We start from the raw sequence: 15,787 nt of genomic DNA on the forward strand, positions 1-15,787 counted from the left end.
GGCGGCTGGCCGGCGGGGGCCGCGCGTGATAACTTAGGCGGTTGAATATACCCGCAGCGGCGCCTCCCGCCGGCATGCGGCAAAAGGAGAAAACATGTTCGCCCCTTCCGTTTACGCCCAGCGCCGCGCCGGCCTGCAAGCTTCCGGCCTGTCCGGCCTGCTGCTGTTCGTCGGCAACGTCGACTCACCGATGAATTACCACGACAACACCCTGCCCTTCGTGCAGGACTCCAGCTTCCGCTACTTCTTCGGCCTGAACGAGCCGGGCCTGGCCGGCGCGATCGACGCCGACAGCGGCGAGGCGACGTTGTTCGGCAATGATCCGGACGTGGCCGACATCGTCTGGACCGGCCCGCTGCCGTCCCTGGCCGAGCGCGCCGCCAAGGTTTCGCTCTCGCGCAGCCGTCCGTACGCCGAGCTGGCGCAGGCGGTGGCCGAGGCCCGCGCCGCCGGCCGTCCGGTGCGCTACCTGGCGCCGTACCGCGGCGAGACGCTGATCGAGATGGGCCGCCTGCTGGACACGCATCCGGCCCAGGTGAAGGAAGGCTTCTGTCCCCAGCTGACCCGCGCGGTGGTGGCGCTGCGCGAGATCAAGGGCGCGGAAGAGATCGCCGAAATGGAAGCCGCGCTGGGCGTCACCCACGCGATGCACATCGCCGCGATGCAAAACGCCAAGCCCGGCGTGGTGGAATACCAGGTGGTGGGCATCATGGAAGGCATCATGCGCCGCCACGACTGGCAGCTGGCCTACCCGTCCATCTTCTCCAAGCGCGGCGAAGTGCTGCACAACCACCACCACGACCACGTGCTGCAGCAGGGCGACCTGGTGCTGAACGACACCGGCTGCGCCAGCGGCGGCGGCTACGCCAGCGACATCACCCGCACCTTCCCGGTGGGCGGCAAGTTCTCCACCCGCCAGCGCGAGCTGTACGACATCGTGCTGGAGATGCAGGAAGCCGCCATCGCCGCGGTCAAGCCGGGCGTCAAATACCAGGACATCCACAAGTTGTCCGCCGCCGTGATGGTGGAGCGGATGGCCGCGCTGGGCTTCTTCACCGGCGACGTTGACGCCATCGTGGAATCCGGCGCTTACGCCATCGCCTTCCCGCACGGCCTGGGCCACCAGATCGGCATGGACGTGCACGATATGGAAGCGCTGGGCGAAGACCTGGTGGGCTATGGCGACGGCACCGAGCGCAGCAAGCTGTTCGGCCTGGGCTATCTGCGCCTGGGCAAGACGCTGAAGGCCGGCATGGTGCTGACCGTGGAGCCGGGCGTCTACTTCATCCCGGCGCTGATCGAGGCCTGGGAGAAGGAAGGCCGCCACAGCCAGTACATCAATTTCGCCAAGTTCCGCGAATACGCCGACTTCGGCGGCATCCGCATCGAGGACAACGTGTTGGTGACCGCGGACGGCAGCCGCGTGCTGGGCGAGCCGATCCCGAAGACGGTGGACGAAGTGGAAGCCGTGATGGCGGTTTAAGCCATCCGGCTCCATAGCGAGAAACGCCCCGCCCGCGCGGGGCGTTTTCATATCCGGCGCCCAGATTGACCGGGCCGCCGCGGCGACGACACAATGACGACAGTCTATTTCGTGCCGCTTCCCGTTCGCTATCGGCCATTGCCCGGTCTGCTGCGGCCATCGTCATCCAGGGAGATTTCCATGCCCGTTCAACACGACTTTTCCGCCATCCCATTGCTTGCCGACGCCGCCAGCCGCTATCCCTGGCAAGACTGCGGCAGCATCGCTTTGCCGCCCGATGCGCCGGCGGCCGACGCCGCCGGTCTGCTGCATGCCTTCTCCACCGCGATGCCGCCCTGGGCCCGCGTGCTGATGAGCCTGCGCGACCGGCTGGTGTCGCCGCTGGGCCTGAAAACCGCCCAGCCCGCCGCCATCTCTTCCGTCGAGCCTTTCCATGTCGGCCAGCAGTTGGGCGTGTTCCGGGTGCTGCATCTGGGAGAGCACGTCGCAGTGCTGGGCGAAGACGACCGCCATCTGGATTTCCGGGTGGTGTTGCAGTGGCGGCCGGAGCGGCTGGAGGTGAGCACGCTGGTGCGGACGCATAATTTGTTGGGGAGGACGTATCTGGCGGGAGTGACGCCGTTTCATCATGCGATTGTGGCTGCGAGCATGAGGAGGATGGCGGGGGTGTTGGGGTGAGGTGTAGGGTGTGTCACCCCGTAGGGGCGACGCACCGTTTGGGGTGTTGTGTCCGCTGCGCGGACGATGGATTTTGATGCCGGTTCCGCCCGTCGGACGGGAAAGGGGGCTGCGTTCTTGGCCGCATGTCGCCGTAGGGTGCGTCACCCCGTAGGGGCGACGCACCGTTTTGGGTGTTGTGTCCGCTGCGCGGATGATGGTTTTCATGGCGGGGCTGCCCGCCAGGCAGGCAAGGGGGCTGAGTCGCCAGCCCCCTTGCAACCCTAGGCGACCCCAGCAGCGCGGCGAAACCCCGTCTCCAAACCCATTCCCAAGGAGCCGCCGGAACTACATGCGTGCGAATCTTGGATTCGCTCAGCGGTAGGGCGCTAACGTCCCCCCGCGTCGAACAACCGGCGTCTTAAAACCATTGGGAATGGCTTTGAAGCCGGCGCGCGCTGATGGGGGGGCAGGGTGGCTATCGGTTGAGCGTTTGCCATAAAGCCAATAAAAAAGCGCGACCCGTTTTGGCATCGCGCTCCCGCTGGATCAACCGGCGATCCGTCCCATCCGCTCCGCCAGCCGCAAATGGCAGCGGGTAGGGTGCGTCACCCCAAAGGGGCGACGCACCGCATGGGATAGTTTTGTGTCCGCTGCGCGGATGATGGTTTTCATGGCGGGGCTGCCCGCCAGGCAGGCAAGGGGGCTGTGTCGCCAGCCCCCTTGCAACCCCAGGCGACCCCAGCAGCGCGCGAAACCCCGTCTCCAAACCCATTCCCAAGGAGCCGCCGGAACTAGCGGGGCGCTAACGTCGCCCCGCGTCGAACAACCGGCGTCTTAAAACCTTGGGGATGGTTTTGAAGCCGGCGCGCGCTGATGGGGAGATAGGGTGGCTATCGATGGACCATATGTAATAGTGATGGGCTGTGGATGGTGGGCTGTGAAGTGGAGCGCGACCCGTTTTGGCATCGAGCTCCCGCTGGATCAACCGGCGATCCGTCCCATTCGCTCCGCCAGCCGTAAATGGCAGGCGGAAGCCAGTTTGACCAGGTCGGTATTGTTCACCGGCATCCTGCCCGGCTCGGCGATCAGCTCCGCCAAGCCTTCCAGCGTGGCGACGGAACTGGTGAGGCCGATCAGTTTGCCGTGCGGCCAGCGCTGCTTGTTGTGGCGCTCGTAATCCAGCGCCACCACCCAGCGCGAATGCTGCCAAGGCCCAGGGCCGCGCAGCACTGCCTCCATCACCGCCCGCCCCACCTGCTGCGCCGCCTCGGCGGCCAAGGCCAGCGCCAGATGCAGGCTCTCCGCCGTGGTGGCCGGCCCGCCTTCATGCAGCAAAGCCGGCCGCGTCTCCTCCTGCCACCAGCGCCGCAAGCGCCGCGCGCCGGGTTTCTTGATCCTTCTGACTACCTCGTCCAGCTCGCCTTCGGACAAGCACAGCACCGGCTCATCCTCGCCGGCCAGCAACAGCAAGCGGCCAGCCGGTTGCTCCAGCGTTGCCAGCAGGTCTTCCACTTCCTGTTTCATCGAAGCGGCGATTTCCGCGGCGACAAACCAGAAACCCTCCTCGCGGCGGATGACGCGCAGGGGGAAACCTTTGGCGTAGTCGAGGCGGAGGGGAAGGTTTACGGAGAGATCGAGGTGATGGTTCATGGCTGGGCCTCCTCATGCGAGTTGGCCGCTTGGTAATCAGCTTGGAGCGCTAAGTTGCAATGCCATTGATCTGGCTGTCGCGCTGAGTGTGTCGGAGGGGGAAGAGGATGTCTGAAAGCGCGACGCGCTTCAGATGAGAAACGAATCATGGCCATGGTGGCCTCCTGTGCTTTGAGATGAAAAGTCCACCTTGTCGGGGTGGGGGCGCTCTCAACGGCACAGACCGTCCGGGTCCTTACGGATACCCGACACCCCCCTTGATCGCAGTGGCGTACAGAAACACGCCGTGCGGAATGAAGGCGTAATAATACCGCCAAACTGGGCGGGTGCAGCTGTGCTTTGAGAGAACCTCCAAGCTAATCCCCCGGCAGTCCTATGTCAATGCGCTAAGTATTGCTGCGTAATCAATGATTTGACTGCTAATCATTGCGGCCAAAACTTGTTGTCTTGAAGCGTTTTGGTTCCGCCCAAAGGGCGGGCCGGGGGGCTGCGCGGCCAGCCCCCCGGCACCCCCAGGCCGCCCCAACCGCGCGGCGAAACCCCGTCTCCAAACCCATTCCCAAGGCGCCGCCCAACTCGCGGGGCGCTAACGTCGCCCCGCTCAAACAAATGGCGGCTTAAGACCATTGGGAATGGTTTCGGAGCCGGCTTGCGCTGATGGGGATGGTGGCGCTTTGGTTTGGTTTTGCTGAGTGATGGTGACGAACTTAATCGTATAGATGCGCGTAGTTTTTGTTGTCGTTTGCATAAATGAAGCGGTTAAGTATTTATACATAGGTGGTTTTCTCAGGAAATATAACTAATGGGAACTATGCTTCAGGAGCGATTTTAGATACTCAAAGTGGAATGAATGCTTAAGTGAGGGATTTGCTGCTATTGGTGTGAAGGCTGTGCTAACCCGATGTTGGGTTTGTAACGCATGTTATTCATTGTGTGAGCAAAAAGTCTATGGATAGCCAGGTGGTGGTCTGTCTTTTAGTATCTTTATGACGCTATAGCCGAGCGATGAAATTTTGTCTTCAAATCTATTTTATGAGGCTGATGAGGTTGGCAGTAAAGATCTGAGAATGGGTTTGAGGCGGATCTAAGCTGATAGGAAATAAAATATGTTGGTATGGCCTGAAATTAACATAGGTAAGTTGATAAAACACAGTTTAGAAATTCAGGATCAATAAAGTTTAATGGCTAATTTTTAGCCTGTTATTTACGGGTGATAATTTTCGGACCGTGATCTGAGTGGGGAAATTAGTAGTCTGTATATGTTTACAAGGAGATTATCATGCGATCTGCATTTCCTGGGCATTTTACCCCAACAGATGATGGATTTAGAGAGCTTTTTAATGAATGTATATTTGCTATTGATGCAAATGTACTTCTTAATCTTTATCGTTATTCGCCAGATACGAGGTCTGCTCTTGAGAGTGCTTTAACTATGGTAAAAGACCGCCTATTTATTCCTCATCAGGCAGCGAAGGAATTTCTTAATAATCGGCTAAATGTTACTGCAGGGCAGTCTGAAGAATATACAAGTGCTATTAAAGAGATCCAAAACTTAGCGGCGAGATTGGCGAATAAAAAGAAGCATCCATTTCTACCAGAGACAAGGCTTCCTGGATTTAAAGAGCAAGTGGCTGAGTTAGTTCAACTTCTAGAAGATCAGAAAAATCGCCTATTGGATAAATTGATTGATGATGAAATACTTGTATTTGTTGAGAATATATTTGATGGAAAAGTTGGAGAAATGACATCAGAGGGTGAGCTGAGTATCATCATCCAATGTGGTGAGGAGCGTTATAGCAAGAAAATTCCTCCAGGATATCGAGATAGTCCCAAAGGCTCCTTAGAGGATCCAAGTAGAAAATTTGGTGATTTGATTGTTTGGAAGCAAATAATTATGCATGCTTCGCAAATAAAAAAGCCAGTAATATTTATTACGGATGACAAAAAAGATGATTGGTGGTTGGAGCAGTCAGGTAGAACAATTGGCCCGAGGACAGAACTTAGAGAAGAATTTATTCGTGATGTAGGAAAAAATTTCTGGATGTATACTGTTGATAAATTTATTGAAATAATTGCTGAAACAAGTGAAACAATAATAAATAAGAAAGTCTTTGAGGAGATAAGAGAGGTTCGTCATGAAACAAAAGCGGCAATAAATGAAGAAAAAGAGCTGCCAAGGTTTTTGTTGAAGGCAATATCTCGAGAAGAAATGATTGAAAGGCTGGCATCTAGTCAAAAATGGGCTTTAGAGAATGCTGATGGTTTTTTGGGGCTTAAGTCTTTTGTTGTTAATTATCTAGGGAATGCGGGGTATGATATTGCAGTAAGCTTCGATATAATTAGTCAGTTAGAAGAAGAAGGAATAGTGGAGATTTATGATCACCATGGAGAAGGTCATTTGCGTCCGGCTAAGGCATTAAAGTTGAATGTTGGGTATCAGCAGCCATTTAATCCGGCCCTGTCAGGGATCAAAGAGTTGATTTCTAGAAGAACTAGAAATGCTGGAGATGAAAAGTAATAATAAAATTTGGCATGGGTAATGGCGAGTTGTCTTTTTGAGGTGCCACATCCTAAAGGGTAAGGCACGAACCGATGTGCCCCATATCCCCATCAGCGCAAGCCGGCTCCGAAGCCATTCCCAAGGTTTTAAGCCGCCGGTTGTTCGACGCCGCGCGACGTTAGCGCGCGGCTAGTTCCGGCGGCTCCTTGGGAATGGGTTTGGAGCCGGGGTTTCGCCGCGCTGTTGGGGCGGCCTGGGATTGCCAAGGGGCTGGCCGCACAGCCCCTGGCCCGTTTGCCGGGCGGAACCGGCACCAAAATTATCCGTCCGCGAAGCGGACACCAAACCGCACACCGTGCGCGGTAAACGTTGGGCTTCGCTACGCTCAGCGCCAACCTACACTCCAACGAATCCCTGGCCATCTTGAACACAAAACCGAACCGACTCGCCCCATCCCCCATCAGCGTAAGCCGACTCCGAAGCCATACAAGACTTATCCACAGTCATTCGCCAAATCAATTTTTATCCACAGCTCGCCCGCGCATGGCCAAAAAACCGCGCAAAACAAAACGGGCAACAGCCCTATCGCCATTGCCCGTTCTTGTCTTCCCGCTCCACGAAGATGGAGCCGGCGGAACGCCCGGCCATGCCGGGCCTCCGCCCTACATCACAACAACACCACGTCGAACTGCTCCTGCGTGTAGCTGGACTCCACCGATAGCGACACCGGCTTGCCGATGAAATCCACCAGCATCGCCAGGCTCTGCGACTCCTCGTCCAGGAACATGTCGATCACCGACTGCGCCGCCAGGATGCGGTAGCTCTTGGCGTCGTACTGCCGCGCCTCGCGCACGATCTCGCGCTGGATCTCGTAACACACCGTTTGCGCGGTCTTGATCTCGCCGCGGCCCTGGCAGGTGGGGCAGGGTTCGCACAGGATGTGGGCCAGGCTTTCGCGGGTGCGCTTGCGGGTGATTTCCACCAGGCCCAGGCTGGTGAAGCCGTTCAGCGTCACCCGGGTGCGGTCGCGCGCCATCGCCTTGGCCAGCTCGGCCAGCACCGCGGCCTGGTGCTCGTCGTTGTCCATGTCGATGAAATCGACGATGACGATGCCGCCCAGATTGCGCAGCCGCAGCTGGCGGGCGATCACCTGGGTGGCTTCCAGATTGGTCTTGAAGATGGTTTCGTCGAAGTTGCGGTTGCCGACGAAGCCGCCGGTGTTGACGTCTATCGTCGTCATCGCCTCTGTCTGGTCGACGATCAGGTAGCCGCCGAACTTCAGATTGACGCGGCGGGCCAGCGCCTTCTCGATCTCGGCCTCGATGCCGTGCATCTCGAACAGCGGCCGCTCGCCGGCGTAGCGCTCGATCTTGTCGACGGCGATCTGCACGTATTGCTCGGCGAACTCCACCATCCGGCCGTAGTTCTCGTTGGAGTCCACCAGCACCTTGTCGGTGTAGCCGCTGACCATGTCGCGCAGCACCCGCACCGCCAGCGGCAGGTCGTCGTACAGCAGGCTTTGCGCAGGCAGCGTCTGCGACTTCTGCTTGATGTCGGACCACAGCTTGGACAGGTATTCGATGTCGGCGGCCAGCTCGTCGTCGCGGGCGGTCTCGGCGCTGGTGCGGATGATGTAGCCCCTGGGGCTGCCGGCGGGCAGCAGCTTTTCCAGTCGCGCTTTCAGGCTGTGGCGCTCGGCGTCGCTTTCAATCTTCTGCGACACGCCGATGTGCTCTTCCTGCGGCAGGTGCACCAGGAAGCGGCCGGCCAGCGAGATCTGCGTCGACAGCCGCGCGCCCTTGGTGCCGATCGGGTCCTTGATCACCTGCACCAGCACGGTCTGGCCTTCGAACAGCATCTTCTCGATGCGCTGCGGCTCGGTGGGGTGCTGGCGCTGTTCCAGCACGTCGGCGATGTGCAGGAAGGCGGCGCGCTCCAGGCCGATCTCGATGAAGGCGCTCTGCATGCCCGGCAGCACCCGCTTCACCTGGCCCAGGTAGATGTTGCCGACGATGCCGCGGCTGGCGGCGCGTTCCACGTGCAGCTCCTGGACGATGCCTTCCTCCAGCACCGCGACGCGGGTTTCCTGCGGGGTGATGTTGACCAGGATCTGTTCTTGCGGCCGCGGCAGATCGCGCGGCAGGGGTATCGATTGATGCAGCATGGCGCCCTCCCGGCTCATGGCAATTCGAAGCCGAACTCGGCCAGGAGCAACGCGGTTTCGTGCACCGGCAGGCCCATCACGCCGGTGTAGCTGCCTTCTATATGTTCGATGAACACGCCGGCCTTGCCCTGGATGCCGTAGGCGCCGGCCTTGTCGAACGGCTCGCCGCTGTCGATGTAGCGCTCGATTTCGGCGTCGGACAGGGGCTTGAAAAACACGTCGGTGACCGAGGTCTTGACGAGCAGCCTGCCGCCGTCGCGCACGGCGACGCTGGTGATGGCCTGATGGCTGCGGCCGGAGAAGGCGCGCAGCATGCGGCGGGCGTCATCGGCGTTCTCCGGTTTGCCGAAGATCTCGCCGTCCTGGGTCACCGTGGTGTCGGCGGCCAGCAGTGGGCGCTCGGGCAGGCCGCAGGAGGAGACCACGCGCCAGCCGGCTTCGGCCTTCTCGCGTGCCAGCCGCTCGGTGTAGGCGACGGCGTCTTCGCCCGGCCGCACCGTCTCGTCGATGTCGGCATGGATGCGTTCCAGATGCAGGCCCAGCTGTTCCAGTATCTCGCGGCGGCGGGGGCTGCCGGAGGCCAGGTATATTCGGGTGTCATTGGTGCTCATGTCAGGCTGCTCGTTTGTTCTTGGGCTGCCGCCTAGGTTACCAGAGCGGCTCCGAGCCAACCATCTCCGCGGCGCGGCGGGCCACGGCCGGCGCGGATTCGGCCTTTCGATTCAAGGCTTTGCGGCGGCGGGGATTTGGTGAACGATTGTAATCCCCTAGCTGCATGCCGATCTACTGATATGCCATTGATTTTTAAAGATGATAATTTTATGCCAATTGGAGATGTGGGCAGGGTTTGATAAACTGTCGACTTTCGCCCTTCGAAGCACGCGTCATGCCGCATTCCAGCCTTGCCGTCCGCCAGTCGAATCCGGCCACCGCCGCCGCCATCCTGCTGATCCTGTTCAATCCCTTGGGCGTGGATTTGTATCTGTCCGCGCTGCCGGCGCTGCAGCGCCATTTCCAGGCCGACGTGTCGGCCAGCATCAGCGTGTTCGTGTTCTGCCTGGGATTGGGCCAGCTGTTGTTCGGCCCGCTGGCGGACCGCGCCGGCCGCCGTCCGGTGGCGCTGGGGGGCTTGCTGGCCTACGCGCTGGGCTCGGCGCTGGCCAGCCTCAGCGATTCGATGGGCAGCTTCATGCTGGCGCGGATGCTGCAGGGCCTGGGCGCCAGCGCCAGCTCGGTGTGCGCGTTCACCATCATCCGCGACTGCTTCTCCGGCAACGCGGCGGCGCAGCGCTATAGCATGCTCAACGGCGCGCTCAATATCGTGCCGGCGCTGGCGCCGGCGCTGGGCGGGGTGCTGACCGAGCTGTACGGCTGGCAGTCCTGTTTCTTGTTCCTGGCGGTGTCGGCGCTGGCCGCGCTGGCGTTGCTGGCGCGGCTGATGCCGGAAACGCGGCCGGAGCGGACGGACAGCGCGGCCGGGCCGGGCTTCCTGCAAGTGCTGCGCCAGCCGGCGCTGCTGCGCAACGGCGCTTGCAGCAGCACCGCGCTGGGCCTGATCGTCAGCTACGTGACGCTGGCGCCGACGGTGCTGATCGAGCGCGGCGGGCTGTCCACGGCCACCTTCGGCCTGCTGTTCGGCGCCAACGCGCTGCTGATCATGGCGGCCAGCTTCATCGGCCTGGGGCTGATCGGCCGGCTGGGGCCGCGCCGGGTGCTGAAGACGGGCCTCGTCATCATGCTGGCTGCCGGCGCGTTGCTGCCGGCGCTGGCGCATCAGCCCGGCGCCTGGCATTACATGCTGCCGATCGCGGTGCTGAGCGTGGGCTTCGCCTTCACGCTGGGCCCGGCGGCGGGCATGGCGATGGCGCCGTTCGCGGAGTCGGCCGGCCGCGCGGCGGCGCTGCTGGGCTGCGCGCAGATGCTGTTCGCGTCGGCTTTGTCGGCGCTGTTGGCCGCGCTGCCTGTGGCGGGCGAGCTGGCGCTGGGCGGCGCGGTGATCGCGCTGTCGCTGTTCTGCCTGGCGCTGCAATGGCGCATGCCGGCGCGCGGCTGAGGCGTGTTTCCGGCCGCCGCCGGCGGCCAACTGCCTGAATCGCTTGGGACATTCGCCGCCGCGCGAGTACAATCGCGGCTGTCCCAAGATTTGGCAGATTCATGAGCAAGCACATCCCCCGCAAGCGTTTCGGGCAGAACTTCCTGCAGGACGCCAGCGTCATCGCCGGCATCGTCCACGCGGTCAACCCGCAGCCGGACGATATCGTGATCGAAATCGGCCCCGGCCTGGGCGCCATCACCAAGCCGCTGCTGTCGCGGCTGAAGCACCTGCATGTGGTGGAGATCGACCGCGACATCATCGAACGCCTGCGCGCCGAGCATCCGGCCGACAAGCTGACCATCCACGCGGGCGACGCGCTGGCCTTCGACTTCGCCTCGGTCAGCGAGGCGCCGCTGAAGATCGTCGGCAACCTGCCGTACAACATCTCCACGCCGCTGCTGTTCCACCTCGCCACCTACGGCAACCGGGTGCTGGACATGCACTTCATGCTGCAGAAGGAAGTGATCGAGCGGATGGTGGCCGAGCCCTCCACCGCCGACTACGGCCGGCTGTCGGTGATGCTGCAGTACCGCTTCTACATGGAGAACATCCTGTTCGTGCCGCCGGAAGCGTTCTGGCCGCCGCCGAAGGTGGATTCCGCCGTGGTGCGGATGATGCCGGCGCCGGGCCGCTGCGGCGTCGCCCGCGACGAGGCGCTGCTGGAGAAGCTGGTGATCCAGGCTTTCGCTCAGCGCCGCAAGACGCTGCGCAACAACCTGAAAGGCCTGGCCGACGTGGCCGATCTGGAAGCGCTGGGAATCGACCCCGGCCTGCGTCCGGAGAACCTGCGGGTGGAGGACTACGTCCGTCTGGCGAACCATTTGTCCGACAAGGGCGCGCGCGGCTGAGCGCGTGCCGCGGCCTGCCGCGGTTTCCCGTTGCATTAAGTTCTGACGCAAACAAAAAATAACAGCATACTGTCAGACAATCACTAAAAAGAAGATCATGGCGCCGCGATAGCGGTGCCGCTTTACCCCGCAAAGAGAGTCTATAAGGAGAAACCTCATGCGCATTCGCACCTCCGTCGTCGCTGGATGTACGCTGGCCGCCATGGCCACCCTAGCCGCGCTGCCCGCAGGCGCGGCCGAGTTGACCGGCACCCTGAAGAAGATCAAGGATTCCGGCGTGATCGTGCTGGGCAACCGCGACTCTTCCATCCCCTTCTCGTACTACGACAATAACCAGAAGCCGATCGGCTACTCGGTGGACCTCGCCAACAAGGTGGTGGACGAGGTGAAGAAGGAGCTGAAGCTGCCGAACCTGCAGGTGAAATACAACCTGGTCACCTCGCAGACCCGCATCCCGCTGGTGCAGAACGGCACCGTCGACCTGGAATGCGGCTCCACCACCAATAACGCCGAGCGCGGCAAGCAGGTGGCGTTCTCGGTCGGCATCTTCGAGATCGGCACCCGTCTCTTGACCGCCAAGACCTCCGGCGTCAAGGACTTTCCGGACCTGAAGGGCAAGAACGTGGTCACCACCGCCGGCACCACGTCCGAGCGCCTGATCAAGGCGATGAACGCCAGCAAGAGCATGGGCATGAACGTGATCTCGGCCAAGGACCATGGAGAATCGTTCTTGATGCTGGAATCCGGCCGCGCCGCCGCCTTCATGATGGACGACGCGCTGTTGTACGGCGAGATGGCCAAGGCCAAGAACCCGGCCAACTGGGTCGTCACCGGCAAGTCGCAGTCCTACGAGATCTACGGCTGCATGCTGCGCAAGGATGACGCGGCGTTCAAGAAGGTGGTGGACACCGCGCTGGAGAAAACCTTCAAGTCCGGCGAAGTGAACAAGATCTACGCCAAGTGGTTCACCAGCCCGGTGCCGCCCAAGGGCCTGAACCTCAACTTCCCGATGTCCGACGAGCTGAAGGTGTTGTTGGCCAAGCCGACCGACAAGCCCGCCGAGTGACGCGGACGGGCCGCGTCCGCGGCCCTCGCCCTGAAGTTTGTGACGCGAGCCGCCCGTTTTCGCGGGCGGCGGCTTGATCCTGCGCGGCCGGAATCCGGCGGCAGGGGCATCGATCGCCGCGCCGTCTTTCCGACGCGCGGCTGGGAGTGGTTGCAATGAATTATCACTGGGACTGGGGAGTCTTCTTCAAACCCACCGGTGTCGGTAGCGAGATCTATCTGAACTGGTTCGCCAGCGGGCTGGGCTGGACGCTGGCGGTGTCGCTCAGCGGCTGGATCATCGCCTTGCTGCTGGGCATCGTGGTCGGCGTGGCGCGCACGCTGCCCAATCGCTGGATCGCCAGCCTGGCGACCGTCTACGTCGAGCTGTTCCGCAATGTGCCGCTCTTGGTGCAGCTGTTCGTCTGGTACTTCCTGGTGCCGGACCTGCTGCCGGAGAGCGCGCAGATCTGGTTCAAGCAGGACCTGTCGCCGACCACCTCGCAGTTCCTGTCGGTGGTGGTGTGCCTGGGCCTGTTCACCGCCGCCCGGGTGGCGGAGCAGGTGCGCACCGGTATCGAGGCGCTGCCGCGCGGCCAGCGCAACGCGGCGATGGCGGTGGGCTTTTCGCTTGGCCAGACTTACCGCCATGTGCTGCTGCCGCAGGCGATGCGCATCATCATCCCGCCGTTGACCAGCGAATTCCTGAACATCATCAAGAACTCGTCGGTTGCGTCGCTGATCGGCCTGGCCGAGCTCTTGGCGCAGACCAAGCAGACCGCCGAGTTTTCCGCCAACCTGTTCGAGGCCTTCACCCTGGCCACGGTCATCTATTTCACGCTCAACATGAGCCTGATGCTGATGATGAGCGCGCTGGAGAAGAAACTCAGGGTGCCCGGCATGATGGGAGGCAAATGATGGATTTCAGCCAAATCGTTCCGGCGCTGCCGGGCCTGAGCCAAGGCATGCTGCTGACGCTGAAGATGCTGGCCGGCGGCGTGGCCGGCGGCGTGCTGCTCGGCATCCTGCTGGCGCTGGCGCGCCTGTCCAGCAACAAGGTGTTGTCGGGCTTCGCCACCGCCTACATCTATTACTTCCGCTCCATTCCGCTGCTGCTGGTGATCTCCTGGTTCTACCTGGCGGTGCCGATGCTGCTGAACTGGATCACCGGCAATCTGGAGCCGGTGGGGGCGTTCACCTCCTGCCTGGTGGCTTTCGTGATGTTCGAGGCGGCCTACTTCGCCGAGATCGTCCGCGCCGGCATCCAGGCGATACCCAAGGGCCAGGCGGGCGCCGCCTACGCGCTGGGCATGCGCTACCACCAGGTGATGGGATTGGTTGTGCTGCCGCAGGCGCTGCGCAAGATGCTGCCGCTGCTCTTGCAGCAGTCCATCATCCTGTTCCAGGACACCTCTCTGGTATACGCTGTCGGTTTGATGGATTTCCTCAACACCGCCCGCTCCAAGGGCGACATCGTCGGCCTGCCGCATGAATTCCTGATATTCGCCGGCATGGTCTACTTCCTGATCAGTTTCGGCGCCTCCCGCCTGGTGAAGCGCCTGCAACAAAGGTTGGCTGTATGACTGCAATGATTTCGCTGAGCAAGGTCAGCAAATGGTATGGCAACTTCCAGGTGCTGACCGACTGCACCACTCAAGTCGCCAAGGGCGAGGTGGTGGTGGTGTGCGGACCGTCCGGCTCCGGCAAATCCACCCTGATCAAGTGCGTCAACGCGCTGGAGCCGTTCCAGCAGGGCGAGATCGTCGTCGACGGCATTTCGGTCGGCGATCCGAAAACCGACCTGCCCAAGCTGCGTTCGCGCGTCGGCATGGTGTTCCAGCACTTCGAGCTGTTTCCGCACCTGACCATCACCGAGAATCTGGCCATCGCCCAGGTCAAGGTGCTGGGCCGCAGCCGGGACGAGGCGATGGCCAAGGGCCTGAAGCTGCTGGACCGCGTCGGCCTGCGCGCCCACGCCGACAAGCATCCCGGCCAGCTGTCCGGCGGCCAGCAGCAGCGGGTGGCCATCGCCCGCGCGCTGGCGATGGACCCGATCGCGATGCTGTTCGACGAGCCGACCAGCGCGCTGGACCCGGAGATGATCAACGAGGTGCTGGACGTGATGACCGAGCTGGCGCACGAGGGCATGACCATGATGTGCGTGACCCACGAGATGGGCTTCGCCCGCCGCGTGGCCGACCGCGTGATCTTCATGGACCAGGGCCGCATCGTCGAGGATTGCGCCAAAGACGAATTCTTCGGCGACCTGGACGCGCGCAGCGAGCGCGCGCGCCAGTTCCTGTCCAAGATCCTGCAGCACTGACCCGCAGCGGGGTTTGGTTGGCGAAGGCCCGGCATGCCGGGCCTTTTTCGCGTCCTGACCATATCCATGTGGCGTAGATGGTATTTTTTGCGGGATGCCGGAAAAGGGCGCGCCTGGAGGGATTCTTGTTTTCCGTTCAATGGCTTGCCGCTTGGCGGCCTGGCCGGATGGATGGCGTTTTCGCAACAGCGATGGGGGATGCGGTCGACAAATACGCAGCGCATGGCGCTTAGGGGATAGCATTGCTGAAAACATTTCCAAGCAATCGCCGTGAAGAAACTGATCGTCCTGCTGTTGTGTTGTCTGGCGTTCGAACCGGCGCTGGCGGACGCGCGCGAGCTGGTGCTTGCCTATAACGTGTTCGAGCCGTGGAAGAAACTGGACGCGCGCGGGGAACCGGCCGGGCCGTACACCGAGATCGTGCGCGAGCTGGCGCGGCGGGTGGGCCTGCCGTTGAGCTTCCTGCATTGCCCGCTGTCGCGCTGCCTGGCGGCGATGCAGCAGGGGCGCGCCGACCTGATGATAGGCGTGCGGCCCACGCCGGAGCGCTCGCGCTATCTGGATTTCCTGATGCCGCCCTTCGCCACCAGCAACCATCTGGTGTTTTACCAGCGCAGCGGCGACCCGCGCGCGCTGGCCCGCTACGACGATCTGCTGCCGCTGACGGTCGGCGTGGCGGAGGGGGTGAGCTACGAGGCGGGCTTCGACCACGACGCCCGCATCCGCCGCGAAGCCAGTCCCGGCATGGAGTCCGGTTTCCGCAAGTTGGCGGCCGGCCGCGTCGACGCCTTGATCGTCAACGCGAGCCAGGGCGCGGCGCTGGCGGCGCGGCCGGAGTTCGCCGGCCGGGTGAAGCGGGCGGCGCTGACGCTGGACGACCGCCATCCCAACCGGCTGGCGCTGGCGCTGCGCTCGCCGCTCCATCCGCGCAAGGCGGACCTCGAACAAGCCTTGCGCGGCATGGTGGCCGACGGCACGGTCACCCGCATCCTGGCGGCGGCGCGGCGATAGCGCGAATCA

13 protein-coding genes are annotated in these 15,787 nt (G+C 62.0%); 10 read left to right on the top strand and 3 right to left on the bottom strand.

Translation table 11 applies throughout. The features are described from left to right. Positions 1-94: 94 nt before the first annotated feature. Together VA599_RS08895 and VA599_RS08900 are read left to right on the top strand one after the other, a co-directional pair. Positions 95-1,483, top strand: coding sequence for an aminopeptidase P family protein (locus VA599_RS08895; RefSeq protein ID WP_346788308.1), 1,389 nt, complete (start codon positions 95-97; stop codon positions 1,481-1,483). A 180-nt stretch (positions 1,484-1,663) separates the two neighbouring features. Next, entirely contained in the window at positions 1,664-2,161 is a 498-nt protein-coding gene (locus VA599_RS08900; protein ID WP_346788309.1) for a DUF2867 domain-containing protein, read from the top strand. Between the two features lie 963 nt (positions 2,162-3,124). Here the strand turns inward: VA599_RS08900 and VA599_RS08905 are convergent. Continuing rightward, complete coding sequence (locus VA599_RS08905; RefSeq protein ID WP_346788310.1) at positions 3,125-3,793, bottom strand: BRO-N domain-containing protein; 669 nt, start codon at positions 3,791-3,793, stop codon at positions 3,125-3,127. A 1,279-nt stretch (positions 3,794-5,072) separates the two neighbouring features. Here VA599_RS08905 and VA599_RS08910 point away from each other — a divergent pair. Further along, on the top strand, positions 5,073-6,311 hold the full coding sequence (locus tag VA599_RS08910; RefSeq protein ID WP_152526841.1) for a PIN-like domain-containing protein: 1,239 nt from the start codon (positions 5,073-5,075) through the stop codon (positions 6,309-6,311). Between the two features lie 649 nt (positions 6,312-6,960). On the opposite strand, the gene rng is transcribed toward VA599_RS08910, so the two are convergent. Then, positions 6,961-8,457 (bottom strand): ribonuclease G, encoded by a 1,497-nt coding sequence (rng, locus tag VA599_RS08915; protein ID WP_046158658.1) that lies wholly within the window; start codon positions 8,455-8,457, stop codon positions 6,961-6,963. Positions 8,458-8,471: 14 nt separating this feature from the next. Continuing rightward, positions 8,472-9,068 (bottom strand): Maf family protein, encoded by a 597-nt coding sequence (locus VA599_RS08920; protein WP_104945866.1) that lies wholly within the window; start codon positions 9,066-9,068, stop codon positions 8,472-8,474. A gap of 275 nt (positions 9,069-9,343) precedes the next feature. On the opposite strand from VA599_RS08920, the gene VA599_RS08925 reads away from it, so the two are divergent. The 7 genes from VA599_RS08925 to VA599_RS08955 all read left to right on the top strand — a co-directional run bounded on the left by VA599_RS08925 (position 9,344) and on the right by VA599_RS08955 (position 15,778). Beyond that, positions 9,344-10,510, top strand: a complete 1,167-nt coding sequence (locus tag VA599_RS08925; RefSeq protein WP_346788311.1) for a multidrug effflux MFS transporter — start codon at positions 9,344-9,346, stop codon at positions 10,508-10,510. 101 nt (positions 10,511-10,611) lie between these two features. After that, positions 10,612-11,400, top strand: a complete 789-nt coding sequence (rsmA, locus tag VA599_RS08930; RefSeq protein WP_104945868.1) for a 16S rRNA (adenine(1518)-N(6)/adenine(1519)-N(6))-dimethyltransferase RsmA — start codon at positions 10,612-10,614, stop codon at positions 11,398-11,400. Positions 11,401-11,557: 157 nt separating this feature from the next. Further along, a complete protein-coding gene (locus VA599_RS08935; protein ID WP_346788312.1) occupies positions 11,558-12,466 on the top strand; it encodes a glutamate/aspartate ABC transporter substrate-binding protein in 909 nt (302 codons plus the stop codon). Positions 12,467-12,621: 155 nt separating this feature from the next. Further along, positions 12,622-13,362: an amino acid ABC transporter permease gene (locus VA599_RS08940; RefSeq protein WP_346788313.1), complete on the top strand. Its 741-nt coding sequence runs from the start codon at positions 12,622-12,624 to the stop codon at positions 13,360-13,362. Next, on the top strand, positions 13,362-14,027 hold the full coding sequence (locus VA599_RS08945) for an amino acid ABC transporter permease (RefSeq protein ID WP_104948029.1): 666 nt from the start codon (positions 13,362-13,364) through the stop codon (positions 14,025-14,027). The genes VA599_RS08940 and VA599_RS08945 overlap by 1 nt, the downstream gene beginning before the upstream one ends. A 5-nt stretch (positions 14,028-14,032) precedes the next feature. Then, complete coding sequence (locus VA599_RS08950) at positions 14,033-14,767, top strand: amino acid ABC transporter ATP-binding protein (protein WP_346788378.1); 735 nt, start codon at positions 14,033-14,035, stop codon at positions 14,765-14,767. A gap of 270 nt (positions 14,768-15,037) precedes the next feature. Next, positions 15,038-15,778, top strand: a complete 741-nt coding sequence (locus VA599_RS08955; protein ID WP_346788314.1) for a substrate-binding periplasmic protein — start codon at positions 15,038-15,040, stop codon at positions 15,776-15,778. The last annotated feature ends 9 nt before the right edge of the window (positions 15,779-15,787 follow it).

This window comes from Chromobacterium indicum (assembly GCF_039708975.1).
Taxonomy (GTDB): domain Bacteria; phylum Pseudomonadota; class Gammaproteobacteria; order Burkholderiales; family Chromobacteriaceae; genus Chromobacterium; species Chromobacterium piscinae.

Excerpts from the sequence above, each read along its gene's own strand:
- VA599_RS08895 (WP_346788308.1), top strand. The coding sequence starts at position 95 with ATGTTCGCCCCTTCCGTTTACGCCCAGCGCCGCGCCGGCCTGCAAGCT.
- VA599_RS08900 (WP_346788309.1), top strand. The coding sequence starts at position 1,664 with ATGCCCGTTCAACACGACTTTTCCGCCATCCCATTGCTTGCCGACGCC.
- VA599_RS08905 (WP_346788310.1), bottom strand. The coding sequence starts at position 3,793 with ATGAACCATCACCTCGATCTCTCCGTAAACCTTCCCCTCCGCCTCGAC.
- VA599_RS08910 (WP_152526841.1), top strand. The coding sequence starts at position 5,073 with ATGCGATCTGCATTTCCTGGGCATTTTACCCCAACAGATGATGGATTT.
- rng (WP_046158658.1), bottom strand. The coding sequence starts at position 8,457 with ATGCTGCATCAATCGATACCCCTGCCGCGCGATCTGCCGCGGCCGCAA.
- VA599_RS08920 (WP_104945866.1), bottom strand. The coding sequence starts at position 9,068 with ATGAGCACCAATGACACCCGAATATACCTGGCCTCCGGCAGCCCCCGC.
- VA599_RS08925 (WP_346788311.1), top strand. The coding sequence starts at position 9,344 with ATGCCGCATTCCAGCCTTGCCGTCCGCCAGTCGAATCCGGCCACCGCC.
- rsmA (WP_104945868.1), top strand. The coding sequence starts at position 10,612 with ATGAGCAAGCACATCCCCCGCAAGCGTTTCGGGCAGAACTTCCTGCAG.
- VA599_RS08935 (WP_346788312.1), top strand. The coding sequence starts at position 11,558 with ATGCGCATTCGCACCTCCGTCGTCGCTGGATGTACGCTGGCCGCCATG.
- VA599_RS08940 (WP_346788313.1), top strand. The coding sequence starts at position 12,622 with ATGAATTATCACTGGGACTGGGGAGTCTTCTTCAAACCCACCGGTGTC.
- VA599_RS08945 (WP_104948029.1), top strand. The coding sequence starts at position 13,362 with ATGGATTTCAGCCAAATCGTTCCGGCGCTGCCGGGCCTGAGCCAAGGC.
- VA599_RS08950 (WP_346788378.1), top strand. The coding sequence starts at position 14,033 with ATGATTTCGCTGAGCAAGGTCAGCAAATGGTATGGCAACTTCCAGGTG.